Annotated in this window: 22 protein-coding genes and 2 pseudogenes; 14 read left to right on the top strand and 10 right to left on the bottom strand. The window is 71.1% G+C overall.

Annotation, left to right across the window (positions count from 1 at the left end; genetic code table 11):
- The first annotated feature begins 118 nt into the window (after positions 1-118).
- Positions 119-547 carry a very short patch repair endonuclease gene (locus ACZ402_RS19575; RefSeq protein WP_375825063.1) on the top strand — a complete coding sequence of 143 codons (429 nt, stop codon included), beginning with the start codon at positions 119-121 and terminating at the stop codon, positions 545-547.
- Positions 548-815: 268 nt separating this feature from the next.
- Here the strand turns inward: ACZ402_RS19575 and ACZ402_RS19570 are convergent.
- Both ACZ402_RS19570 and ACZ402_RS19565 read right to left on the bottom strand, forming a co-directional pair.
- Positions 816-2065, bottom strand: a protein-coding gene (locus ACZ402_RS19570) for an IS3 family transposase (RefSeq protein WP_375825064.1) whose coding sequence is annotated in 2 segments (ribosomal slippage) — positions 816-1783 and positions 1783-2065 — 1251 coding nt in all. Because the reading frame shifts where the segments join, the coding sequence is not laid out codon by codon here.
- Positions 2066-2138: 73 nt separating this feature from the next.
- Positions 2139-3286 (bottom strand): annotated as a pseudogene (locus ACZ402_RS19565) (IS3 family transposase).
- 138 nt (positions 3287-3424) lie between these two features.
- Between ACZ402_RS19565 and ACZ402_RS19560 the strand changes: the two are divergent.
- The 3 genes from ACZ402_RS19560 to ACZ402_RS19550 are packed head-to-tail and all read left to right on the top strand — an operon-like array spanning position 3425 to position 4365.
- Positions 3425-3673, top strand: a complete 249-nt coding sequence (locus ACZ402_RS19560; protein WP_375825065.1) for an IS3 family transposase — start codon at positions 3425-3427, stop codon at positions 3671-3673.
- 15 nt (positions 3674-3688) lie between these two features.
- Positions 3689-4105: a DDE-type integrase/transposase/recombinase gene (locus tag ACZ402_RS19555; protein ID WP_375825066.1), complete on the top strand. Its 417-nt coding sequence runs from the start codon at positions 3689-3691 to the stop codon at positions 4103-4105.
- Positions 3991-4365 carry a hypothetical protein gene (locus ACZ402_RS19550; RefSeq protein ID WP_375825161.1) on the top strand — a complete coding sequence of 125 codons (375 nt, stop codon included), beginning with the start codon at positions 3991-3993 and terminating at the stop codon, positions 4363-4365. The genes ACZ402_RS19555 and ACZ402_RS19550 overlap by 115 nt, the downstream gene beginning before the upstream one ends.
- 75 nt (positions 4366-4440) lie before the next feature.
- On the opposite strand, the gene ACZ402_RS19545 is transcribed toward ACZ402_RS19550, so the two are convergent.
- From ACZ402_RS19545 to ACZ402_RS19525, 5 genes and pseudogenes are all read right to left on the bottom strand, one after another.
- On the bottom strand, positions 4441-4743 hold the full coding sequence (locus ACZ402_RS19545) for a hypothetical protein (RefSeq protein ID WP_375825067.1): 303 nt from the start codon (positions 4741-4743) through the stop codon (positions 4441-4443).
- Positions 4740-6968 carry a CHAT domain-containing protein gene (locus ACZ402_RS19540; protein WP_375825068.1) on the bottom strand — a complete coding sequence of 743 codons (2229 nt, stop codon included), beginning with the start codon at positions 6966-6968 and terminating at the stop codon, positions 4740-4742. The genes ACZ402_RS19545 and ACZ402_RS19540 overlap by 4 nt, the downstream gene beginning before the upstream one ends.
- Positions 6965-7771 (bottom strand): hypothetical protein, encoded by an 807-nt coding sequence (locus ACZ402_RS19535; RefSeq protein WP_375825069.1) that lies wholly within the window; start codon positions 7769-7771, stop codon positions 6965-6967. The genes ACZ402_RS19540 and ACZ402_RS19535 overlap by 4 nt, the downstream gene beginning before the upstream one ends.
- Positions 7772-7950: 179 nt before the next feature.
- Positions 7951-8513 (bottom strand): annotated as a pseudogene (locus tag ACZ402_RS19530) (transposase); the annotation flags it as partial.
- 311 nt (positions 8514-8824) lie between these two features.
- On the bottom strand, positions 8825-9196 hold the full coding sequence (locus tag ACZ402_RS19525; RefSeq protein ID WP_375825070.1) for a hypothetical protein: 372 nt from the start codon (positions 9194-9196) through the stop codon (positions 8825-8827).
- 132 nt (positions 9197-9328) lie between these two features.
- Between ACZ402_RS19525 and ACZ402_RS19520 the strand changes: the two genes are divergently transcribed.
- The gene (locus ACZ402_RS19520) at positions 9329-10186 is read left to right on the top strand and encodes a formylglycine-generating enzyme family protein (protein ID WP_375825159.1); all 858 of its coding nucleotides are present in this window, start codon (positions 9329-9331) and stop codon (positions 10184-10186) included.
- A gap of 61 nt (positions 10187-10247) precedes the next feature.
- Here ACZ402_RS19520 and ACZ402_RS19515 read toward each other — a convergent pair whose 3' ends face one another.
- On the bottom strand, positions 10248-10748 hold the full coding sequence (locus ACZ402_RS19515) for a DUF4190 domain-containing protein (RefSeq protein ID WP_375825071.1): 501 nt from the start codon (positions 10746-10748) through the stop codon (positions 10248-10250).
- Positions 10749-10938: 190 nt separating this feature from the next.
- On the opposite strand from ACZ402_RS19515, the gene ACZ402_RS19510 reads away from it, so the two are divergent.
- Positions 10939-12567: a hypothetical protein gene (locus ACZ402_RS19510; RefSeq protein WP_375825072.1), complete on the top strand. Its 1629-nt coding sequence runs from the start codon at positions 10939-10941 to the stop codon at positions 12565-12567.
- Between the two features lie 109 nt (positions 12568-12676).
- Positions 12677-14203, top strand: coding sequence for a family 20 glycosylhydrolase (locus ACZ402_RS19505; protein WP_375825073.1), 1527 nt, complete (start codon positions 12677-12679; stop codon positions 14201-14203).
- Between the two features lie 4 nt (positions 14204-14207).
- Here the strand turns inward: ACZ402_RS19505 and ACZ402_RS19500 are convergent, their stop codons facing one another.
- On the bottom strand, positions 14208-16019 hold the full coding sequence (locus ACZ402_RS19500; protein ID WP_375825074.1) for a dolichyl-phosphate-mannose--protein mannosyltransferase: 1812 nt from the start codon (positions 16017-16019) through the stop codon (positions 14208-14210).
- Positions 16020-16053: 34 nt separating this feature from the next.
- Between ACZ402_RS19500 and rsmI the strand changes: the two genes are divergently transcribed.
- Positions 16054-16944 (top strand): 16S rRNA (cytidine(1402)-2'-O)-methyltransferase, encoded by an 891-nt coding sequence (gene rsmI, locus ACZ402_RS19495; RefSeq protein WP_375825076.1) that lies wholly within the window; start codon positions 16054-16056, stop codon positions 16942-16944.
- A 25-nt stretch (positions 16945-16969) separates the two neighbouring features.
- Here the strand turns inward: rsmI and ACZ402_RS19490 are convergent, their stop codons facing one another.
- Positions 16970-17569, bottom strand: coding sequence for an isochorismatase family protein (locus tag ACZ402_RS19490; RefSeq protein ID WP_375825077.1), 600 nt, complete (start codon positions 17567-17569; stop codon positions 16970-16972).
- 113 nt (positions 17570-17682) lie between these two features.
- Between ACZ402_RS19490 and ACZ402_RS19485 the strand changes: the two genes are divergently transcribed.
- The 6 genes from ACZ402_RS19485 to ACZ402_RS19460 all read left to right on the top strand — a co-directional run bounded on the left by ACZ402_RS19485 (position 17683) and on the right by ACZ402_RS19460 (position 23459).
- Positions 17683-18066 carry a lactococcin 972 family bacteriocin gene (locus ACZ402_RS19485; protein ID WP_375825078.1) on the top strand — a complete coding sequence of 128 codons (384 nt, stop codon included), beginning with the start codon at positions 17683-17685 and terminating at the stop codon, positions 18064-18066.
- Positions 18067-18161: 95 nt separating this feature from the next.
- Positions 18162-20219, top strand: coding sequence for a hypothetical protein (locus ACZ402_RS19480; protein WP_375825079.1), 2058 nt, complete (start codon positions 18162-18164; stop codon positions 20217-20219).
- A 2-nt stretch (positions 20220-20221) separates the two neighbouring features.
- Complete coding sequence (locus ACZ402_RS19475) at positions 20222-20899, top strand: ATP-binding cassette domain-containing protein (protein WP_375825080.1); 678 nt, start codon at positions 20222-20224, stop codon at positions 20897-20899.
- Between the two features lie 68 nt (positions 20900-20967).
- On the top strand, positions 20968-21594 hold the full coding sequence (locus tag ACZ402_RS19470) for a ScbR family autoregulator-binding transcription factor (RefSeq protein ID WP_375825081.1): 627 nt from the start codon (positions 20968-20970) through the stop codon (positions 21592-21594).
- A 78-nt stretch (positions 21595-21672) separates the two neighbouring features.
- The gene (locus tag ACZ402_RS19465) at positions 21673-22137 is read left to right on the top strand and encodes a MarR family winged helix-turn-helix transcriptional regulator (RefSeq protein ID WP_375825082.1); all 465 of its coding nucleotides are present in this window, start codon (positions 21673-21675) and stop codon (positions 22135-22137) included.
- A gap of 140 nt (positions 22138-22277) precedes the next feature.
- Complete coding sequence (locus ACZ402_RS19460) at positions 22278-23459, top strand: aminotransferase class I/II-fold pyridoxal phosphate-dependent enzyme (RefSeq protein ID WP_375825083.1); 1182 nt, start codon at positions 22278-22280, stop codon at positions 23457-23459.
- Positions 23460-23471: the final 12 nt, after the last annotated feature.

The raw sequence follows: 23471 nt of genomic DNA, 5'->3' as shown, positions 1-23471 counted from the left end.
CGAGCACACCACGACCGAGGCAGACCACACCACCATCACGAGCCACCTCCTGGACTGGATCAGCCACCGCTGACCACTTCCGAAACAGGCCCTAGTACGGGCCTCGTATCGTCGTGGCATGGGCGAGCAGTGGAAGAGCACCAGTTCCAGCGCAGTCCTGTCTGGGCGGCGCAACCGCGACACGGCACCCGAGGTCGCCCTGCGGCGGGCACTTCACGCCCGAGGGGTGCGCTTCCGCCTGCAACGCAGGCTCGCACCTTCCTGCACACCTGACATCGTCCTACCCTCTCGCCACGTCGCGGTGTGGGTGGACGGGTGCTACTGGGACTCGTGCCCACAGCACGGGCGACGCTCACCGTTCACAGGGCCCAACGCCGCCCTCTGGGAAGCGAAGATGACTCGGACCAGGGCGCGAGACGCCGCCGCGACCGAAACCGCTCAGAGCCTCGGGTGGACTGTCGTGCGCGTCTGGGAGCACGAGGTGACATCGGACCGCGGGGCGGCAGCACAGACAGTGCTGGACGCCTGTGACCGGCGCTCGACATAAGGGCTTTAGGGAACCCGGACGCACTAGGTGTGATGTCCGGGCAGGCTGTTGAGTCTGCTGATGGGCGAGCCGCCGATCGCGGAGATACCTGTGCGCGATCAAGGACGCCTGGTCCGGGCGGATTGCGGGCTACTCGATGGACTCACGCATGAAGTCCTCGCTCGCCGTCACCGCGCTCAACAACGCCACCGTCCTACGGGAAGTCACCCCCCGCGACCGCAGAGCAGACTGAGTCACCCCGGCGTGTCCGGGGACTGGGTTTCGTGCGTCAAGCCGAGTCGGCTTGGCGTTGGTGGTGACTGTAGTAGGCCGCTTCGGCTTCGACCGGGGTGAGGTCGTCGATGGATCCGTGGGTGCGCTCGGTGTTGAACCAGTGGACCCAGTCCAAGGTGGCGGCCTCGACGTCGTCGAGGCCCTTCCGGGGGCCTTCGGGGCGGATGAGCTCGGTCTTGTAGAGCCCGATCTGGGACTCGGCCAGGGCGTTGTCGTACGCGTCCCCGACGGACCCGACCGATGCGTCGATGCCGTGGTCGATGAGGCGGTCGGTGAACGCGATCGAGGTGTACTGGCTGCCGGCGTCGGTGTGGTGGACCAGCCCGGACAGGTCCACCACTCCCTCGGTGCGCCGGGTCCACAGCGCCATCTCCAGGCAGTCCAGCACCAGGCTGGTCCGCATCGATGTCGCTGCCCGCCAGCCCAGGATCCGGCGGGAGTGGACGTCGAAGACGAACGCGACGTAGACCATGCCCGACCAGGTCGGGACGTAAGTGAAGTCCGCGACCCACAACGTGTTGGGCGCGATCGCGGCGAAGTGCCGGTCGACCAGATCGGCGGCACGGACCGCCGCCGGCCCCGGTGGCCCCACACGTCGCGCCTTGCCCCGCACCACCCCGGTGATGCCGAGCTCGCCCATGAGGCGCTCCACGGTGCACCGGGCGATGTCGTGCCCGTCCCTGCGCAGTCGCAGCCACAGCTTCCTGGCACCCAGGACCCGTCGCTTGGACCACTCCTCGAACACGACCTTGCGCAGCTGCTCGTCACGCACCGCCCGGCGCGAGGGGGCACGGCCTCGAGCCTCGTAGTACGTGGACGGGGCGATCGGGACGCCCTGCTCGCGCAGGACAGCGACGATCGGCTCGACTCCCCAACGCAGACCACCCACGGAGCGATCCTTGTGCGCCTCGATGAACGCCACTACCTGGTCTGTGGCCGGTCGAGCTCGGCCGCGAAGAAAGCCGACGCCGCTTTCAAGATCTCGTTCGCCCGACGCAGCTCGGCGTTCTCGCGCCGCAACCGCTTGATCTCCGCCGACTCCTCGGACGTGATCCCGGGGCGTTGACCGGCATCGACCTGCCCGCGGCGCACCCACTGCCGCAACGTCTCGGCCGAACCGATCCCGAGCTTGCGCGCGACCTCGCGGATCGCCTCGTACTCCGTGCCGTAGTTCGGTCGCACCTCAGCGACCATCCGCACCGCACGCTCCCGCAACTCCGGCGGGTACTTCGAGGGACGTGCCATGACCATTGTCTCGCCCCGGGTCTGATGGAGGCTCTGGTGTGCCCCGGCTTCTGTGGAGTCGGGTTTTTGGAATCTAGGCCACGGTGATCGTTGCTGCGTTCTCGAACTCTACGGGTGTCAGCCAGCCGAGCGCGGAGTGCCGGCGCTGGCGGTTGTGGAAGATCTCGAGGTACTCGAAGATCGCGTTCGCCAACTCCAGGCGGGTGCGCCATCGACGCCGGTCAAGGAGCTCGACCTGCATGCGCGACCAGAAGCTCTCGATGACGGCGTTGTCGTAGCAATCGCCGATCGATCCCATCGACGGCACCAGGCCGGAGTCCTTGGCCCGGGTGGTGAAGGCCCAGGACCCGAACTGGACGCCGTGGTCCGAGTGGATGATCGTCCCGGCCGGTGGCCGGCGGTTCTCGATGGCCATGCCCAGTGCGTTGGTGACCAAGGCGGCGGTGGGCGAGGAGTCGATCGACCACCCGACGACTCGCCGGGAGCAGACGTCGAGCACCACGGTGCAGTACACCTTGCCCTCCCGGGTGGGGTGCTCGGTGATGTCGGTGACCCACAGCTCGTTCACGCCATCACGGGCGAACTGCCGGTCTACCAGGTCGGTGGAGATCAGGTCGGGGCGGGCCCGACGCCACTTCGGTCGCCCGCCGACGCCCTTGAGCCCGGCGCGGGCCATGAGCATCTCAACGGTCCCGTGCCAGACCTGGATGCCGTGGCCCTTGGCGAGCTCGGCGTGCACCCGCCGGGCGCCGTAGATGCCCCGGGAGGCGGTGTGGATGGTGCGGATGGTCTCGGTGAGCAGGGTATGCCGCACATGACGGGCTGAGGGTGCCCGCACTAGCGAGGCGTAGTAACCGGACTCCGAGCAACCGAGGGCCCGCACTGCGGGCTGAACTGGCAGCCCTTCGCCGGCCATCACCGCGATCGCTTCGAACCGCCTTTTGGGGGCACCACCCTCCCCAGCAGCTCGCTCGCGCGCCGGTGGATCGCCAGCTCGGTCTCGAGCTCGACGATCCGCTTCCTCGCCGCGGCCAGCTCGGCCTTCTCCACACTGCTCGGGCCCGGCTCGAGGCCCTTGTCGATGCGGTCCTGGCGCCGCCAGGCGTAGATCGTCTGGTCGCTGATCTCCAGATCACGCGCCACGTCCGCGACCTTGCGGCCCGATTCGAGCAGGTCCAACACCTTGCGCCGGAACTCCGACGGATACCCACGACGTCCCACGAGGCCCCTCCTACAGGGTCAGGTGGCACAAGAATCCAGTAATCCGACTCCACGGAACGCGGGACACACCAGCCTCCACTGAACCCGGGGCGAGACAACGCGCTTCGGCATACTTCGCCAGGAGAACGTGCTCCCAAAATGAGTGCCCGGTTCGTTCGCGAGCTCGCCGGCGACGGGGTGCCCGTCGCGGTGACGTGCCGGGTGGTGGGCATCTCTCGCTCAGGCTTCTACGAAGCCGACCAGCGCGCGCCTTCGGCGCGGGCGGTCTGCGACGAGGCGTTGGCCTCGACGATCACCCGGATCCACCAGGCGTCGCGGGCGACCTACGGTGCCCCGCAGGTGCATGCCGAGCTCCGGTTGGGGCTGGGGATCCGGTGCGGGCGCTAACGCGTAGCACGCCTGATGCGCGACGCGGGCCTTGTCGGGGTGTGTCACCGGCGCAAACGCCGAGGCCACCGTCCGGCACCGGCGCCGCACGAGGACCTGGTGCGGCGCGACTTCACCGCCAGCGGCCCGGACCGGCTGTGGTGCACCGACATCACCGAGCACCCCACCAGCGAAGGGCGCGTGTACTGCTGCGCGGTCCTGGACGTGTTCACCCGCCAGGTCGTGGGCTGGTCGATCGCCGACCACATGCGCTCCGATCTCGTCGTCGACGCGCTCGAGATGGCCCGCTGGAGACGCCGCCCGCGCCGGGGACCATCGTGCATGCCGATAGAGGCAGTCAGTACACCTCGTGGATCTTCGGTCACCGTCTGCGCGAGGCCGGGCTGCTCGGATCGATGGGCCGGGTGGCCTCGTCCGTGGACAACTCGATGATCGAGTCGTTCTGGGCGACCATGCAGCGCGAGCTCCTGGACCGCCAGCACTGGCCAACCAAGGCCGAACTCGCGTCCGCGATCTTCGAGTGGATCGAAGGCTTCTACAACCCGTGCGCCGACACTCCGGACTCGGCTACCGCAGCCCCACCGAAACCCTTCACACCGCCGCCGGCCTCGCGGCATGATCAACCAACAGAACCTGTCCGGGAAACCGGGTCAGGCTCCGAACGCCTCATTGCCCGCCAGCTCCCGGAGTGACGTTCAGCAGCCATCCCCGCGCTCGACCAACCATCCTGCACCTGCTGGCGGGTGTGTCACCTCACAACGCGCGGGCTATGAGGGTGCCGCGCCGTCCTCTCCAGTTCCGTCTGCATCCGCATCGTCGCTCAAGGAAACATCCCCGGAGTCGATCGCGAACTTTGAGCGCCAACGGTCCACGGCGGCCCGCACGACCGTGACGGTCGCCTCCACGGCAAGGCCGACTGCGAAGGCTGTCGCAATACTTGCCAGATCGCGATCTGCGTCGGGAACGGCGGGTTCAGCCGGTCGAACCCCCACGCCCTCGGCCAGCAACTCAGCCACGAGTGTCTGCGCGTGTGTAGCCGCCTTGCCTGTCAGCCTGACCTCTACGCTCACGAACTCATCCTCTCGGTACCCAGGTTGCCAGCATATTTGCATCCGCGCCCCAACGTTGCGTACGAGGCCCAGCTGCTGAGCGGCCGTCCCTGCTCTGCGTCCAGTAGAACACGGATCGCGTGTAGCGCCGCCTGCGCTGATGTCCTTCCTCTCGCAACAGCGGGCAGATACTCGGCAAGAAACTCGCTGGCTCGACTGTCGTTGATCGGACCAAGTGTGCCGAGCACACTGTGGGCACCTCCGACGAGGAACTGAAGCGCTTGCTCCGAAGTGTCGCTCCCGTGGACGTCAGTGACCGCACCAGTCCAGCAAGCATTGAGCACGACGACGGCACCCTGTCTGAGCCCTTTGAGATCAACTGCCTGACAAGTTTCACCGGTGGCGAGGCGCAGACGCTGACCGCGTTGAAGGACCTCTCCATGGCCCGCGAACAACAGGACGCCCACGCCCTGCTCACCGGCGACCTTCGAAAACTCCTCAAGGTTGGTGAATAGGTCCAGGCGACTGCCTGCCGCACCCGAGACCCGCACTGCCACCCTGAGGTCATTGAGGGCGGCCGCGAGAGACAGGTCAAAGTGACCGGCCCACTTCGAGCCGCGCGGGACTTGTTGATTGATGGTCGGACCCGGCGTGAGCACGACGGGCGCGGTTGCCCCCAGCGGTTGGCCGCCAATGGCGATGGCCGTGAACGGGAACTCCCACATCGCGCCGACCGGCACAACAGCGATGCCCTCTGCTCGCGTTCCAATCGCCCTCGCAAGCGCATCCACAGGGAAAAGCCGGTCAGAAAGCGCGGTCATGGCCTGAACATCCCACGGTCGAGTCCAGGCCTTGCCAGCCTTCTGGTCAACACTGCCCGGAGGTGGTGTCAGCAGGACTTGCAGCAGTTCGAATGCCTCAGCGTCCTCGCCAGAATCCAGTGACCACGTACGTACATCCGCAGCGAGGCCGGCGCCGACTAGAACTGAAAGTCCATACAGCCGTTTGGCTGTGCCCATCGACAGCATTGTCAGAAGAATCGGATGAGGCGAATCGATTACGGCCTCGACGTCTGCGGCTCCGACAGGTCGCCAGAAGGCCGCTGACTCGACAGCCGCTCGGGCAGTCTTGTCGAGCTCATCGGCCCAGATTCGGGCGCGGGCATCAGGACGTTTCGTACCGTTGCGTAGGCGTGCGGCAGTCGAGGAATTGCCGACAATGAGTAGTGCCTTGACGACCCGCGCCGCGTCTAGGTGTTCGAACGGTAGACGGGTCATGTAGGAGAGGAGGTGCTCAATGTCTTCCGCGACACTGGCGTCGACAGACCTCGCCAGTTGGTATACGCCGAGACCACGCGCGGCGTCGAGGAGATCGAACGCACCGAAAATCATTGAAGCCGCTTCGTCCCAGCGTTCGGAGATGAGGTGACAGTCAGCCAGTCGTGCACGCACCCGTACTTGGTCATGCAGCGTCGTAACGGTCTGCTCCTCCAAGTTCGCGAGGGCATTGAATGCCTCGCGGTAATTGGACTCCGCCGCGTCGTAGGATCCTTGAGACCAGAGCATGCTCCCGTAGCGGACGAGAATCGCCGCGCGGTTTGAAGCGCTCTCACCCAACCTGTCAATGGACTGACGGTAGAGCGAGTCGGCGGTGCGCTTGAAGCCGAGTCCCGACATCGCGACGGCCATATTCCCCAGCGATTCTCCAGACCAGAGGCCGAAGTTCGATGCGAGGGAGTCGTTCGCGCGAAGCAGAGCATGCATGTCGTAGGCCCACGCTGCGGCCCGGATGTACCTGTGGTGCTCGAGTCCAACCCGGACTCGAAGTCGATCCATGAAAAGTCTGAGAAGGGAGTTCGACTCCGGCAGCCGAGGGCCCAGCGATTCGTACATGGTCAGGAAGCCGTGAGGCGAGTCCGAGTTCGAATCATTACGCGGTGCGTCACGCCACTGGCCGAGCCGCAGCGACAGTTCGGCCCGGTAGGCCCTCAGCGTCATGAGCTGGGCCGAGACCTCGAGAGTGATCTGACTGCCCTTGACTCTCACGCCATCGGCGAACGCATCGGGGGGCAGTCGAGCTGAACGCACGATGTCGAGCGCACCCACCAGGTCGCCTCTCGCTTCGGCATCGAATGCGCCTCCCAGAACGTCTACAAAGCGGTCGTACTCCTCGCCTCGGGGCGGGTTCTCGATGGGCCGCTCGATCCTGCCGCTCCCCGAGGTGGGAATCTCTTCCTGGTTAGTCATACGAGTCGCCCTAGTTCGACCTCAAGCTGAATAAATTGCGTGACCGTAGGATCGAGAAGTTCGGGACGACGACTCGTTCCGTGGGATTCGCGCGACCTGAAAAGCGCTTCCATATCACGCGCATGACCGAGATTGGAAAGATGGGATTCAAAAGCCGTTTGCCCTTGCCTGCCGCTCTCCTCTAGTATCTGTACCGCGCGATCAAGAGCGAGGCGGATCGGCGGTTCGTCATCCATTACCCGCCCCAGCGCCACTTTGTGTTCGATGCGCTCCTTACTCATTCGCAACTGGACGAACGGATCCCAGGGCTCTTGGATCGCGTACGCATGTGCCGCTCCGAGCAAGAGCGTTCCAATCCTGGCAAGCGCATCGCGAGTCTCCTCGTAGCCGTCACGTACCTGTTCCGACAAGCGAAGGTGAGCGTGAGCGTCGTCTGCTAGCAGCACCGAATGACCAACTTGCATTCCGCTCTCGGTTAGCACGTCGCGAGCCTGGCGAACCAGGTCGGCGCGCAGGTGGCTCGTCGAGGACTGGGAGAGATGCCACGCGATCGCACGTAAGGCACCGACTAATGCGGCACCTTGGAAGAGAGTCGCGGCGCGGTCCGCCAGTCGGCGAGAGAAGTTGTGGTCGGTATCGCAGTTCCACAACGTGGCTATCACGCCGAGAGGCTGCAAGACCGAGCCCACACGCATTTCTCGGGACGCTTCAGCAGCGACCAAGTGCAAGATGGCATCCGCCCTCTCGTCGGGGTCGCCGCCCAGACCTGTGACATCGACAAGAACACTGGCGAAACGGAGCATGTCAGAGTCCACATCGACGCGCGGGTCGTCGTCTAGGCTTCGAGCGGCTGGCTCAGCCCCGTAGTAGAACTGCCTGTAGTTCCAGTCCCCCTCTAGTGCCTCCAGGTGCGGATACCTCACGTCGGCCCTCGTGCTCCATGCGGCAGGTCTTGTCACTTCAAGAGTATCGATGAGTTGCAGATCCCGGCGTGATGCATGAGGGTGAATACCAGCCGGGCCGAAACGGTCACGTCCATCGCCATGGTCAATTCGGCGTGCACGCGCCGGTAGCCGTAGGTGCCGCGCGAGGCGACGTGGACCTCCCGGATCAGCCCGGTGAGCCACTGGCGGCGCAGCTGCGTCGGGGACGTGGCGCAGTTGCGGTACCGGTAGTAGCCCGGCTTGCTGACTCCCAGGACACGGCAGCAGGTCAGGACCGGGTGCCCGGCGGCGACGAGGGTGTCGATCACCGGGTGGATCCTTTTGGGTGCGGGGCCTCCTGCCCGAGCAGGTTCGACGCGACGCGCAGGATCTCGACCTCGCGTTCCAGCTCGCGGATCCGTGCCCGCGCTCGTCGCAGGTCGGCACTCTCGGTCCGCGGGACACCCTCGATCTCGCCACGGTCGATGCGGTCCTGACGCAGCCAGTTCTGCAAGCAGCTCGCGCTGATCGACAGGTCACCCGCGACCGCGCTGGCAGGCCTGCCGGCCCGCACGAGGGCGACCGCCCTGGCACGGAACTCGGGTGGATACGGCTTCGGCATGTTCGAACTTCCTCGCTGGAGAAGCTGAACCACCAGGCCCGATCTGGTAACCGAACCGTGGGGCAGGTCAAGGTGTCACCTATATGTGCAGCAGTCCCAAACGGTAAACTCGGAGGAACGCTGGCCGTGGTTGTAGGAGCCTCGTGACTTTCGCAAAAACAAGGTTCTCAGGTGTGGGCAGGGGTTCTCAAACACTCTACGGAGGTCCACCGGAGAGACCCTCGCCGAGACCAGGTTGACGACCTGCGGCGGCGAGGGCCTCGTCTTTTCTCCGCAGCTCGCGAGGCGCTTCGCGTGCTCCCCGCCGGTGGTTAGAAGTCCTCGCGACGGATGCCGAGGCGTGCGCGCTCGGCCGTGGCACGGTCGCGGTCCACCCACTCGATCTCGTACCGTCCGGTGCGCCGCGAGCCGCGACCGCCCTCCCACTCGAGGTACCCGTCGCGCATCTCGGCGACGTAGGTCCACGGCGGGTAGTCCTCGACGGCGCGCTCCTTGGCGCCGTCGTCCCAGACGACCACGAGCCACACCCAGGGATGCGGCGTGAAGGTGAACAGGCCGCGGAAGTGCCCGAGCGACGTCGCCACGTGACCCATCGTTACACCGTCGCGGCGCAGCAGGGCGAGCCCGTCCTCGAACGCGTCGAGGTCGGGCTCAGGTTCGGGCTCTCTCCGGCGGCTGCGCACGGGTCATCCTCTCCCGGCAGTGCGCGCAGGGGAAGCCATCGCCCTGGTCGCTGCGCCGCTCGGACGCGCCGCACCTATGCTGGCCGCGTGGTGCTCACCGAGCTCGTCACCGTCCCGGGTGGGACGTTCCGCATGGGTTCCGACCGGCATTACCCCGAGGAGGGGCCGGCGCACGACCGGGAGGTCGAGTCGTTCCTGCTGGAGCGGCACCCGGTGACGAACGCGCAGTTCGCGGCGTTCGTCGCGGACACGGGGTACGTCACGGTCGCGGAGCGCGCGCTCGACCCGGCCGACTTCCCGGGGGCCGACCCGGCGGACCTCGTGCCCGGGGGGCTCGTGTTCACCCCGACGACGGGTCCTGTCGACCTGAGCGAATGGCGCCAGTGGTGGCGGTGGCAGCCGGGGGCGTCGTGGCGTTCGCCGCAGGGGCCGGGCTCCGACGTCGACGACCGCCCGGATCACCCGGTGGTGCTCGTCGCGTTCGAGGACGCGTCGGCCTACGCGGCGTGGGCGGGGCGGCGGCTGCCGACGGAGGCCGAGTGGGAGCGCGCGGCCCGCGGCGGGCTGGAGGGCGCCGAGTTCGCGTGGGGCGACGAGCTCGCGCCGGGCGGGCGGCGGATGGCGAACACGTGGCGGGGCCGCTTCCCGTACCTCGACGAGGGGTGGGGCGGGACGTCGCCCGTCGGCTCCTACGCGCCGAACGCGTACGGGCTGGTGGACCTCGTCGGGAACACGTGGGAGTGGACGGTCGACACGTTCACGCCCCGCCACGTCGTCCCCGGCACGCGCGGGCCGGACGCCGGGATGCGCCCCAACCTCCTGGCCCCGACGACGTCGCCGCAGGTCATGCGGGTCACCAAGGGCGGGTCGCACCTGTGCGCGCCCGAGTACTGCCGCCGGTACCGGCCCGCGGCCCGGTCCCCGCAGTCGGACGACAGCGCGACGACCCATCTCGGGTTCCGCTGCGCCGCCGACGTCGACGCCGGCTGACGGACGACGAAGGCCCCCGCCGTCGGCGGGGGCCTTCGTCCTGTGCGGAGCGCGCGGGCGGTCAGCCGCAGGTGTACTCGATGCCGTTCTCGTAGTGCGTGCCCGGGCCGAGCTCGGCGCACTTCTCGGCCACCGTGGCGAGGCCGATGCCCAGCACGATGCCGACGATGATCGAGATCACCAGCACGACGGCACCGACGATGATGCCCGCGAGGGCGACGCCGTTCTTGTAGCCGGCCTTCTTCGACTTGTTGAAGGCGACGATGCTGAGGATCAGGCCCACGATCGAGAGGCAGCCGAGGAACGACAGCACGAGGCCGACGATGCCCATCGTCTTGCCGGGGTCCTGGGCAGGGGCGGCGTACCCGGGCGTGCCGGCCTGCGGGGCGCTGTACTGCGGCGCCTGCGGCGCGCCGTACTGGGGTGCCTGCGGGGCGCCGTACTGCGGGGCCTGCGGGGGCTGCTGCGGCTCGCCGGGCTGCGGCGCGCCGTACGCGGGCGGTCCGGAGGGCGGAGTCCCGCCGGACTGCGGGTTCTGGTCGGGCTGGTCGGGGGTCGACATGCGATCTCCTCGGCGATGGGTTCGGGCCCGGCCAGTATGCCGGTCCCGGTCACCCCGCGCCCCGAGCGTTCGCGGCGCGTCTCGAACGCGCGTCGCCGGACCGGCCCGCGTCCACCCGACGGGCCGACCGTCACGAGTCCCACACATCCGGGGGTCGGCGGTGCTCGCGGCGTGCGCGATGATGGGGGGCGTGAACTCTCGGAAGGTCCGATTCGTCCCTGTCGCCCTCCCCGTCGTCCTCAGTCTCGGTGCCGTCGCGGCGCTCGGTGGCTGCGCCGCGGAGAGCGCGAAGGCCGACGGACCGTCCGCGGTCGAGACCGGGCTCGTCGCGCGCGCCGCGGAGCCGAGCGACGGCGTGCTCGTGCTCGACTCGGTCGACCCGGCGGAGCTCGCGCTGACGAGCAGCCAGGCCTTCTTCACGTCCGCGCCCGTGGTCGTCCTCGCGGTCGCCGGCGACGAGGCCGCGCAGGCCACGGCGGCCGCCGCCGCGGTCGAGCTCGCGGCGCCCGTGCTCCTGGTCGGTGGGGCCATCTCCGACGGCGGCCTGCGCACGGAGCTCGCCCGGCTCGGCACCGTCGCCGTCGTCGAGGTCGGCGAGGAGGACGCGCCCCCGGGGCAGGACGACGCGGGCGAGACCCTCGAGCGCGCGACGCTGGGCGACGTCGAGGACGTCGAGCGCGTCCTGCTCGACGTGGGCGCGCTCGGTGCGGACGGGGCGCTCGACCCGCACGACCTCGACGACGTCCGTGCCGCGCTCCCCGAGCGCGGCGAGCCGGAGACGCTCACGGAGGTCCTCGCGCTCACGGAGCCGGGGAGCCTCGACGCGGCGGGCGGCCCGCAGTCCGCGGCGATCGCGACGGCGCGCGCGGCCGGGGCGGTGCCGCTCGAGGTGCCGCAGGGCGACCCGCGGTCCTCGGCGGAGGTCGTCGACGCGCTCGCGGCGGCGAAGGCGCTCGCCGTCGTGGGCATCGGGGCGAGCTTCGGGTCCGCGGAGGACCTCGCGTGGCGGCTGCGCACGGCCGAGGCCGGCGACCTGCTCCCGAGCGGGTCCCAGCTCGTGCTCGCCGACGGGGTGCGGTACGTGGCGGTCGAGGCGGACGCGGTGACGTCGGGCCTCGTGGCGGTGGGGGAGCGGGCGATGTCCGACGCCGTCGCGCGGGCGCAGGACGCGGCGGCCTCGTACGCCCAGGCGGCCCCGGACGACGTCGTGGTCCCGGTGCTCGAGGTCCCCGCGACCCGGGCGTCGTCGAGCGCGGGGACGGACCGGGACTACTCGACGGAGATCCCGGCCGAGGAGCTGCTGCCGCTCGTGGACGCCGCCGCGACGGCGGGCGTGCTGGTCGTCCTGCGGTTCGAGCCGGGGCGAGCGGCCTTCGACGAGCAGGTGGCGGAGTACGCGGACGTCCTCGCCCGCCCGACCGTGGGGGTCGCCCTCGACGTCGACGCCCGGCGCGCCGGCGGGGGCGTCCCGACCGGCACCGTCGAGGCGACCGAGCTGGGTGCGGCGATCGACGCCGTGGGGGAGGTCGTGCGCACGGAGGGGCTCCCGCAGAAGCTCGTCGTGCTGCAGCGCTCGGACGCGGACGCCATCCGCGACGCGGCCGGCCTCGACCTGGGGGCCGGCGAGACGGCGGTCGTGCTGCAGTCCACCTCCGGCGACGGCTACGGCGCGCGTGTCCGCGACTGGGGCGTGCTGCTCGACGGCCTGCCGCAGGGTCTGGTCGGCGGGTGGACCACCGGTTCCTCCGACCCGGCGCGCGACGTCGAGGGCGTGCTCTCGCTCGACCCGAGCCCGCGCTACGTCGCTCCCTCGCGCTGACCCGAGCCGCGTCTCGAGGCGGTTGGCCGCGCCGGGGGGCCCGGGTTAGGGTGTGGCGCTCGCAAAAGCCGAATCGATTCGATCCCAGCCCCAGACGACGAGGTACCCGATGGTCTCGATCATCCCCCAGCCCCTGCAGGTCGAGCCCGGCGCGGGCCACGTCCCCGTCGCCGCGCTGGAGGTCCACGCGCTCGGCCTCGGGCGGACCGCCCCGTGGCTCGGGGACCTGGCCGCCGCGCTCCTGAGCGGCCTCGACGGCGTCGGCGCGACACACGACGACCCGGCGTCCGACGGCACCGGGTCTCCCTCCTCGGCGGGCGCCGCGACGGACTCCGCGGCGGGCTTCGGAACCGCGCTCGTGCTCCGGATCGACGCGCAGGCGGGTCCCGCAGGCTCGACGAGCCCGGAGCGCTACAGCCTCGTCGTCGACGACGGCGGTGTGACCGCGGCCGCGGCCGAGCCGGCCGGCCTGTTCCACGCGCTGCAGACGCTGCGGCAGCTCGTCGAGGCGCCCGGCCCGGGCGACGAGCCCGCGCGGGTGCCGCACGTCGTCGTGCACGACGCGCCCCGCTACCCCTGGCGCGGCCTGTCCGTCGACGTCGCGCGGACGTTCTTCGACCTCGACGCGCTGCGCACCGTGATCGACGTCGCGGCCGCGTACAAGCTCAACGTGCTCCACCTGCACCTCACGGACGACCAGGGCTGGCGCATCGAGTCGCCGTCGCGGCCCGAGCTCGCCAAGCTCTCCTCCGGGACCGACACGTCCGGTGGGAAGGGCGGGCACCTGTCCCTCGCGGACTTCCGGGCGCTGCAGGACCACGCGGCGGAGCGCTTCGTGCGCGTCGTGCCGGAGATCGACGTCCCGGGCCACATCAACGCGGCGACGCACGTCTACGGGGACCTCATGCCCGACGGCGTCGCCACCGACGCGTACTCCGGCATCGAGGTCGGCTTCTCGCGCCTCACGTTCGACCTGCCCGCCACCGAGCCGTTCCTGCGCGACGTGTTCACGGACCTCGCCCACGCGACCGACGGCGAGCACGTGCACCTGGGCGGCGACGAGGTGCTGAAGATGGAGCCCGCGGAGTACGCGCGGTTCGTCGAGCTGTGCGAGCGCGTGATCCTCGAGGCCGGCAAGAAGCCGGTCGCCTGGCAGGAGGCGGCCAAGGCACCGCTGCGCCCGGGCACGATCGTGCAGTACTGGGACACGCACCCCATGGACCTCACGTACCTCGTCGACGCCGCGAAGGCCGGGGCGCGCATCCTCCTGTCGCCGGCGAACCGCGTCTACCTCGACATGCGGTACACGGCGGACTTCGACCCGGCCCTGGGCCAGGACTGGGCCGGCCTCGTCGAGGCGCGCGACTCCTACGGCTGGGAGCCCGAGGAGGTCGTGCCGGGTCTGCCGGCCGACACGATCGAGGGCGTCGAGGCGGCCGTCTGGACGGAGCGGATCCCGACGCTCGACGCGCTGTTCACCATGCTCCTGCCGCGCCTGAGCGCCGTCGCCGAGGTGGGCTGGACCGCACCGGACCGCAAGGACTGGGACGACTACCGCCGTCGCGTGGCGCGCGAGGCGCACGTCTGGCGGCGCGCAGGGATCGCGTTCCACGAGTCGGCGCAGGTCGACTGGTGACGCGTCAGATCCAGGTCGGCAGCCACATGTGCAGGCGCCAGAACCAGTAGGGCACCTGCCACGCCGTCCAGATGGGGTAGAAGAACACGCTGACGGCGCCGATCGTCGTGAGCAGGACCGTGAGCCCCACCCGCAGGCGCGCCCGCGCGACCGGGCGGTGCTCGGTGCGTTCGAGCGCGAGCGTCATCGCGTACACGAGCGTGAGCACGACCCACGGGGTGAACACGATCGAGTAGAACGTGAAGATCGTCCGCTCGGCGTAGAGGAACCACGGGGCCCACCCGGCGACGATCCCGCTGAGGACGGCGAGCGCCCGCCAGTCCTTGAGGCGGACGAGCGCCCAGAGCGCGACGAGGATCGCGAGCGCCGCCGTCCACCACAGCACGGGGTTGCCGAGCGACGTGATCGCGCGGGCGCACCGCTCGACCTCGCACCCGGCCTCGCCGGGGTCGTAGGAGCGCCAGTAGAACGACGTCGGCCGCCACTGGAGGATCCACCCGAGCGGGTGCGCCTCGTACGTGTGCTCGGACGTGAGCCCGTTGTGGAAGTCCCACATCTTGAGGTGGTACTCCCACAGGGACCGCAGCGCGGGCGGGAGCCACGCGACGCCCTCGCCGGGGTGGTCGAGCGCCCACTGGCGCATGTAGGCCCCGGGGGTGCGGAACCACGACGTCCACGCTCCGAGGTAGGCGAGCGCCGCCGTCGGGAGCATGACGAGCGCGGCGGGGATCGCGTCGCGCACGAGCGCGTCCTCCCACCAGCGCCCGACGCCCGCCGTGCGCCGCGCCGTCGCGTCCCACAGCACCGACACGACGGCGAAGACGGCGAGGAAGTACAGCCCGGACCACTTGACCCCGCACGCGAGGCCCAGCGCGACGGCCGCCGCGAAGCGCCACCACCGCCACCCGAGGCCCGGCCCGTAGCGTCCGATCGTCCCGCCGGCGTCGAGGATCGCGCCGCAGCGGTCGGCGAGCCGCCGCCGGGCCTGCTCGCGGTCGAGGAGCAGGCACCCGAACGCGACGAGCACCCAGATCATGAGCATGTTGTCGAGCAGGCCGGTGCGCGAGTGCACGATCGCCTCGCCGTCCACGGCCATGAGCGCGCCCGCGACGATCCCCATCGCGGTCGAGGCGAACAGCCGTCGTGCGATCCGCGCCACGAGCACGACGGCGACCACCCCGACGACCGCGGACGCGATCCGCCACGTCCACGGGTTCTCGGCGCCGCCGAAGAACCTCATGCCGAGGGCGATCATCCACTTGCCGAGCGGCGGGTGGACCACGTAGTCGGCCGTCGGGAGGAACGAGCTCACGTCCCCGGCCTCGAACGCCGGGTTGGGCTCCTCGGGCCAGTCGGCCTCGTACCCGACCTGGAGCAGCGTCCACGCCTGCTTGACGTAGTACGTCTCGTCGAACACGAGCGTTCCGGGCCGGCCGAGGTTCCACAGCCGCAGCACCGCGGCGACCGCGGCGACGATCGCGACCCCGAGCCACCCCCACAGGCGGTCGTGCGCGGTCGCCCCCAGCGCCAGACGGCGCGGCCCGAGCAGCGCGAGCAGGAGACGCTCGCGGTGCGTCAGGTCGGACGCGGCGTCGTGCTCGGGGCCCGCGGCCTCGTCGGCCCGCTCGCCCTGCGTCTCGCCCTGCGTCTCGCCCGGCGACTCGGCGGCCGGGTCGTCCGACGGGTCGGACGAACCGGCGTCGGGCGGCGGCCGGGTCCCGGCGTCGTCCGAGCGGACGTCGGGGACGTCGGAGGCGTCGGACGCGGGCCGGGGCCAGGGGTGCGCGTCGGCGGGCGGCTGGGACACGCTGGCCATCGTAGGGGCACCCGGGTGTGGAACCCTGGGAACCATGTCCTCCTCGACCGACGTGCCCGACGCCGACCGGCCCACGACCCCGCGGGAGGCCGGGCACCTGGTGCTGGGCGGCACCCCCATCGGCAACGCGGAGGACGCGAGCCCGCGGCTGCGGCGCCTGCTCGCGGAGGCCGACGTCGTCGCGGCGGAGGACACGCGCCGCCTCCACGCGCTCGCGGGCCGGCTGGGGGTGCAGGTCGGCGGACGCGTCCTCAGCTTCCACGAGCACAACGAGACCGACCGTGCGGACGACCTGCTCGACGTCGTCGACGGCGGCGGGACGGTGCTCGTCGTCTCGGACGCGGGGATGCCGAGCGTGTCGGACCCCGGCTTCCGCGTCGTCGCGCGCGCGGTGGAGCGCGGGGTCCCGGTGACGACGGCGCCCGGGCCGAGCGCGGTGCTCACGGCCCTCGCGCTCTCCGGGCTCCCGACGGACCGCTTCTGCTTCGAGGGGTTCCTGCCGCGCAAGGTGGGCGACCGGTCGCGCGCGCTCGCCGCGCTCGCCGACGAGCCGCGCACGCTCGTGTTCTTCGAGGCACCGCACCGCGTGGCCGAGACGATCGCCGCGATGGCCGAGGCGTTCGGTGCGGACCGCCCGGCGGCCGTCGCGCGCGAGCTCACCAAGACCTACGAGGAGGTGCTGCGCGGACCCCTCGCCGAGCTCGCGGAGCGCGCCGCCGAGGAGCAGCTCCGGGGGGAGATCTGCGTCGTGGTCGGCGGTGCGCCGCCGCGCGGGCCGGTCCCGCTCGCCGAGCTCGTCCCGGGCGTGCTGGCGCGCGTCGACGGCGGGGAGCGGCTCAAGGACGTCGTCGCGGACGTCGCCCGGGACGCCGGCGTGCCCAAGCGCGACCTCTACGCCGCGGCCCTGGAGGCTCGCCGCCGCTGACCGGCCGCCAGCGCCCCCGGCGCCGTCAGCGCCCGATGGCGGTGCTCGGCTCCAGCGCGACGCCGGCCGCCGCGAGCTCCTCGCGCGCCGCGGCGCCCAGCTCGGGCGTGACGGGCACCGTGAGGTCGGTGAGGACCCGGGTGACGAGCCCGAGCGCGTGGGCGTCGAGCGCCGTCGCGCGCACGCAGTGCGACTCGGCGATGCCGACGACGTCGACCGCCTCGATCCCCGCGTCGCGCAGGACGTCCGCGAGCGGCCGGCCGCCGACGTCGACCCCCTCGAAGCCGGAGTACGCGGCCTGGTACTCGCCCTTCTTGACCCCGGCGTCGGGCGCGAGGTCGGCCAGGGCGGGGTGGAGCTCGGCGTTCGGGGTGCCCGCGATCCCGTGCGGGGGCCAGGTGTCGACGAAGTCCGGTTCCGGGCTCCAGTGCTCGCCCGGGTCCACGTGCCAGTCCTGGGTCGTGACGACGAGGTCGTAGGCGTCGCGGTGCTCGCGTGCGTGGTCGGCGATGCGCTGCGCGACGGCGTTCCCGCCCTCGACCCCCAGCTCGCCGCCCTCGCAGAACGTGGGCTGGACGTCGACGACGATCAGCGCGCGGCGCGGCGCGGAGGTGCTCTCGCTCATACGCCCACTCTGCCACGGCAGGGATGGTCGGGAGGATTGACTGACCGGTCGACCGATCAGTAGGTTCTCCGCGGGGGGCAGCAGCCTCACCTCACGATGACGAGAGGAGAGACATGTCAGTCATGACGAGCGACGTCCAGCACGTCGCGCACGACGAGGTCGAGCACCGGGAGGCGCGTCGACCGAGGCAGGGCCGCGTCCGCAGGGCGTTCATCGGTGCGACCCTGAGCCTCGGGCTCGTCGCGGCCGGTGCGACCGCTGCGTACGCGACCCGGGTCTCGGCCGGTGGCGGGACCTGGGACTACGGCGTCACGAGCCTGACCGCGAGCTACAACTGGTCGGACTACTACCACTCCTCGCGCGTGCACGGATCGAGCGTGACGGGCGACTCGGGCCTCGCGCGCTCGCTGTGCCGTGGCGGCGGGAGCTGGGCGACCGCCCGCGCGTGGGACAGCAACCCGTTCCGCATCGACAAGGCGTACTGGCGCCACTGCTGAGCGCTGCGCCGAGCGAACCCGGTCCCGGTCGCGCACGCGGCGCGACCGGGACCGGACGGCTGCCCGAGCACGGCACGAGCTGAGGAGAGCATGGCGTGAAGAGTCGAGGGATCCGGCTCGCGTACGCGATCCTGGCGGTGTACGCGTCGCTCGCGGCGTTCCTGTTCCTGCGCGCGATGGACGACCTGGGGCCGCTCGGCGCCACCGACATCCTGGTCGTGAGCGGGGAGACGCCGACGTCGTCGAGCGCCCACGTGGTCGAGACGATCGAGCGGGTCGCCGCGCAGCACCGCGTGAACGTCGTGCGCTTCGTCGAGGACCTGCACGACCCGGCCCGGTCCCGGCACCTGTATCTCACGGTCGGCAACCCCGGCCTCGCCTCGGGCGTGTGGCTCGAGGACGGGTACCCGGCGTTCAGCCAGGACGTGCGGACAGCCGTGCACCCCCTGGCGGAGCGCGCGGACGTGGACCCGCGCGGGCACTACTTCACGTTCGGCGACCCCGCTGCGACGCCGATCCTCGCAGAGGCCCTGCGCGCGCAGGGGTACGTCGTCGAGTCCCGGACCTACTACGCGCCGCCGCAGATCCTCGGGTGGCTCGTGACGCAGCCGCTGGCGCTCAGCGCGCTCGTCGCCGCCCTGCTCGTGGTCGTGGTCGTGGCCGCGAGCGTGCTGACGAACGTCCGCGGCTACGCCGTCCAGCGGCTGCACGGCGTGCCGCCGGCCCTGATCCTCGGCCGCGACCTGCGCCGGTCGCTCCCGGCGCTGGCCGTCACGCTCGTCGCCGTCGCGCTCGTGGACGCCGGACTGCTCGCCCTGTACAACGGCGGGGCGCAGTGGCGGACGTTCGCTGCCGCGGCGGGAGTCCTGACCGCCGCCTTCGTGCTCCTCGCGCTCGTCACGCACGTGCTCGCGCTCGCGCTCGCGGCCGAGCGGCCCGTCCTCGAAGCGCTCAAGGGCAGGCTGCCGGCCCGGGCGACCGGCGTCGCGGTGTACCTCGTGCGGACGCCGGCCCTCCTCGTCACGATCGCCGCCGTCGTGGCGACGAGCGTCGCCGCCGTCCAGCTCGCCGGGCAGAGCGCGGCGAGCGGACGCTGGACAGCCGCGGGGGAGGGAGTCCACATCCTCTTCACGCCGAACCTCTCCCAGGAGGAGTTCGACGCGCTCGCCGTCCCCGCGGGCGAGTGGCTGCTGGCCGCCGAGGCCGACGGGGACGTCGTCCTCGCGGGTCAGGGCGAGGTCTCCTGGGGACGAGAGCTGCCGGGGCAGCACGACTCGCTCCTGGTCAACAACGCCTACCTCGCGCAGCAGGACGTCAGCGACGCCGACGGCGAACGGATCGTCGAGCTTCCCGAGGACGTGGTGACGGTCCTGGTCCCGAGCCGGTACGAGGACGCGACCGCGTCGATCGTCGACGACGTGCGGTACTGGCTCGACGGGTTCTCGCGGGGCGCCCAGGACGTCGAGGTCCGCACCCGTGTGCTCGCGCCGGACCAAGAGCTGTTCACCTACGGTGCCGCCGACCGACCGAACCAGTCCGTCCTGGTGCGCGACGGGGTCGCGGTCGTCGTGAACGGTGGGTCCGGGATCTTCGCGCCCGACGACTTCACCTCGCTCGGGACGAGGCAGGGGCTCGTCGTCACCGACGCCGCGACGGCGCGTGACGGGCTGGCGTCGGTCGGTGCGCAGGAGATCGCGATGGCGTACCAACCGGTCGCGCTCGCCGCGGCGCAGGAGCACGCGGCGCTCGTGAACGACACCCGCCTCCAGGTGTTCAACGCCGTCGCCGCGCTCGCGGTGCTGCTCGGCACCTCCGTCGCCGTCGCGCAGGTCTCGACGCGCAAGAACGCCCAGTCGATCTTCGTCCGGCACATCAGCGGGTGGGGCTTCGTCCGCACGCACCGCGGCCTGCTGGGGGCCGAGCTCGCGCTGGCGCTGGCCGTCGTGGCGTGGTCGGTGTGGACCACGGTGTCGGGGCTCACCGCGACCGTCCGCCCCGGGGCGGACCCGACGACCTCGCAGGTGCTCGTCGTCCTCGGCCACTGGCAGCCGGTGCTCCTCGCCGCCGTCGTCGCGGTGAGCCTGGCCGCGCTCGTGGGCGCGCTCGCGGTCCTCGGCCGCCGTCTCGTCCGTACCCGATCCTCGGAGGCCTGACCATGACCGGACCGACGACCCTCGTGGTCGACGAGCTCAGCAAGGCCTTCGGCCGCCGCACCCTGTGGGAGGGCCTCTCGTTCACCGTGGAGCCCGGGAGCATGGTGGCGCTCACGGGCCGCAGCGGGTCGGGCAAGTCGACGCTCCTCAACTGCATCGGTCTGCTCGAGCCCGTGACCGCGGGACGGATCGTCGTGGACGGCACCGACCTGACCAGGCTCGGGCGCCGTCGTACCCGGCAGTTCCGCCGGGACGCGCTGGGGTACCTCTTCCAGAACTACGCACTGGTCGACAACGCGTCCGTCGACGAGAACCTCGCCATCGCCGCCCGCGGACGCAGGGCGAGCCGGCGGACGACGTTCGAGGCGGCGCTCGGGCAGGTCGGGCTCGCGGGCCGCGGCGGGGAGCCGGTGTACCAGCTCAGCGGCGGGGAGCAGCAGCGGGTCGCGCTCGCACGGCTGGTCGTCAAGGACCCGTCTGTCGTGCTCGCCGACGAGCCCACCGGCGCCCTCGACCACGACAACGCCGAGATGGTCGTGTCGTCGCTCCGGTCGTTCGCCGAGGGCGGCGCGACCGTCGTCATCGCGACCCACTCCGAGCAGGTGGCCTCGGCGTGCGACCGTCGCATCGACCTCGACGGGATCCGCGCGGGCGGGTTGACGACCTCGATCGGTGCGTGACGCGCGCGGCCACGTCATCTCGTACGCTGACGCAGGGGGAGCGATCCAGGACGACGTGAAGAGGTGCCGTGCCCCCGACGACCCGCAGCGAGCAGAAGGCGGCGACCCGCCGGAGGATCCTCGAGGTCGCCGCGGCCCACTTCGCCGCGAAGGGCTACGCCGCGACGTCGTTGAACGACCTCTCCGCGGCGCTCGGCCTCACCAAGGGCACGATCTTCTTCCACTTCAGCTCCAAGGCGGAGCTCGCCCGCGCGATCTCCGAGGACGTCGCCGAGCAGTGGGTCCCGCTGCGCGCGGCGCACGAGGAACGAGGGACCCGAGGCCTGGCCGCGCTCGTCGACGCGTCGCGCCAGGTGGCGACCGTCTACCGGGAGAGCGCCGTGTTCCGCGCGGCCTCCCGGCTGCGGCTCGAGGCCGAGAACGTCGACGCGGACCTCCCCGTCCCGTTCGTCGGCTGGATCGACCTGGCGCGGACGTACCTCGCCCAGGCGGCCGCCGACGGCGAGCTCGTCGAGGGTGTCGACGTCGACGAGACGGCGTGGCACGTCGTCGCCTGGTTCGACGGGGTGCAGACGGTGTCGACCCACCTCTCGCACCTGGACGACCTCACGGCCCGGGTCGAGGGCATGTGGCGGATCCTCCTGCGCGCCGTCGCACGCGACCCGGAGGGTGTGCTCGGCGCGCGGGAGGACTGAGCGTCGCGTGACGTGGCGGCTGGGAGGTCACGGTGCGACAGTGGACGGACCCACCGACGACGAGCACGGAGGTCTCCCGTGAGCGACCAGGAGTCGACACCGTCCGCTCCGCCGGAGCGCCCGATCGGGTACTGGCTCAAGCTCGTCGACCGGCTCATCGACGAGAGCTTCGACGGCGTGTTCCAGCACTCCGGGCTCACGCGCCGGCACTGGCAGGTGCTCAACACCATCCGGGACGGCGTGAGCGAGGAGACGAGTGTCGACGGCGTCCTCTCGCCCTTCACGGGGGCGGCGCCCGGGCCCGGGCGCGGGGCGAGCGCCGTGACGGCGGAGATCGACGACCTCGTCCGCCGCGGCTGGGTCGCGCGCGACGGCGCGGGCAGCCTGTCGGTGACCGTCGCGGGCAACCACGCCTACCACGACCTGCTCGACGCGGTGTCGGTCTCGCGCGAGCGGGTCGCTGACGGCATCAGCCGCGCGGAGTACGCGCAGACGGTCGCGACGCTCGAGCGCATGGCGCGCAACCTCGGCTGGGACGGCTGAGCGCCGCTCCCCCGAGGAGCCGTGGCGCGCCGTCGTGACGAGAGGGGACGCGCGGCGTCCGGCAGCAGGCGTACCCTGCGAGACCCGCGACCCGTGCGCACCCCGCGCCCGGGCGTCCCGCACAGAGCTGGAGCACTGCGATGGAGTTCCGCCGGATCCCCGGTCTGCCGCCCTACGTCTTCACCATCATCGACGGGCTCAAGATCGAGGCACGCCGAGCGGGGCGCGACGTCGTGGACCTCGGCTTCGGCAACCCGGACCTGCCCAGCCCGCAGGTCGCCGTCGACAAGCTCGCCGAGGCCGCGCAGAACTCGCGCAACCACCGCTACTCCGCGTCGCGCGGCATCCCCAAGCTCCGCGAGGCCGTCGCGGGCCTGTACCAGCGCCGCTTCGGCGTGAGCCTCGACCCGGACACCGAGATCATCTCGACCATCGGCGCCAAGGAGGGCTTCAGCCACCTCATGTGGGTGCTGCTGCAGCCGGGAGACGTCGCGCTCGTCCCCACGCCGAGCTACCCCATCCACATCTGGGGTCCCTACTTCGCGGGCGCCGACGCGCGCCAGGTCCCCATCGGCGACGGGACCGACGCCGCGGGGTACATTGACCGCATCATCGAGGCGTGGGAGCTGGGCTGGCCCAAGCCGCGCGTCGTCGTCCTGTCGTTCCCGCACAACCCGACGACGACGGTCGCGACCAAGGAGGACCTCCAGCGCCTCGTCGACTGGGCGCGGGACAAGGACGTCGTGCTCGTGCACGACCTCGCCTACGCGGACATGACGTTCGACGGGTTCGAGCCGCCCTCGATCATGCAGTGCGAGGGCGCGCGCGAGGTCGCGGTCGAGCTGTACTCCATGACGAAGTCGTTCTCCATGGCGGGCTGGCGCGTCGCGTTCCTCGTGGGCCGCCGCGACGTCGTCGGGGCGCTCGCCAAGCTCAAGAGCTACCTCGACTACGGCACGTTCCAGCCGATCCAGATCGCCGCGACCGTGACGCTCAACGAGGCGACCGAGTTCCCGCAGGAGATCTCGTCGGTGTACGAGTCGCGTCGCGACGCCCTGCACGACGGCCTGCAGCGCATCGGCTGGGACATCCACAAGCCCGGCGGCACCATGTTCGCGTGGGCTCGCATCCCCGAGCCCTACCGCGACATGGGCTCGATCGAGTTCGCGACGCACCTCGTCGAGGAGTGCGACGTCGCGGTGTCCCCGGGCGTCGGGTTCGGCCCCGGCGGCGACGAGTTCGTGCGGTTCGCGCTCATCGAGAACGAGCACCGCATCGGCCAGGCGATCCGCGGCCTCAAGCGCGGCCTGACCCGCCTCTGACGGTCGGCGCCT

It is taken from the genome of Cellulosimicrobium sp. NPDC030954 (assembly GCF_055571305.1).
This window is presented reverse-complemented; position numbering and strand designations above follow the sequence as displayed.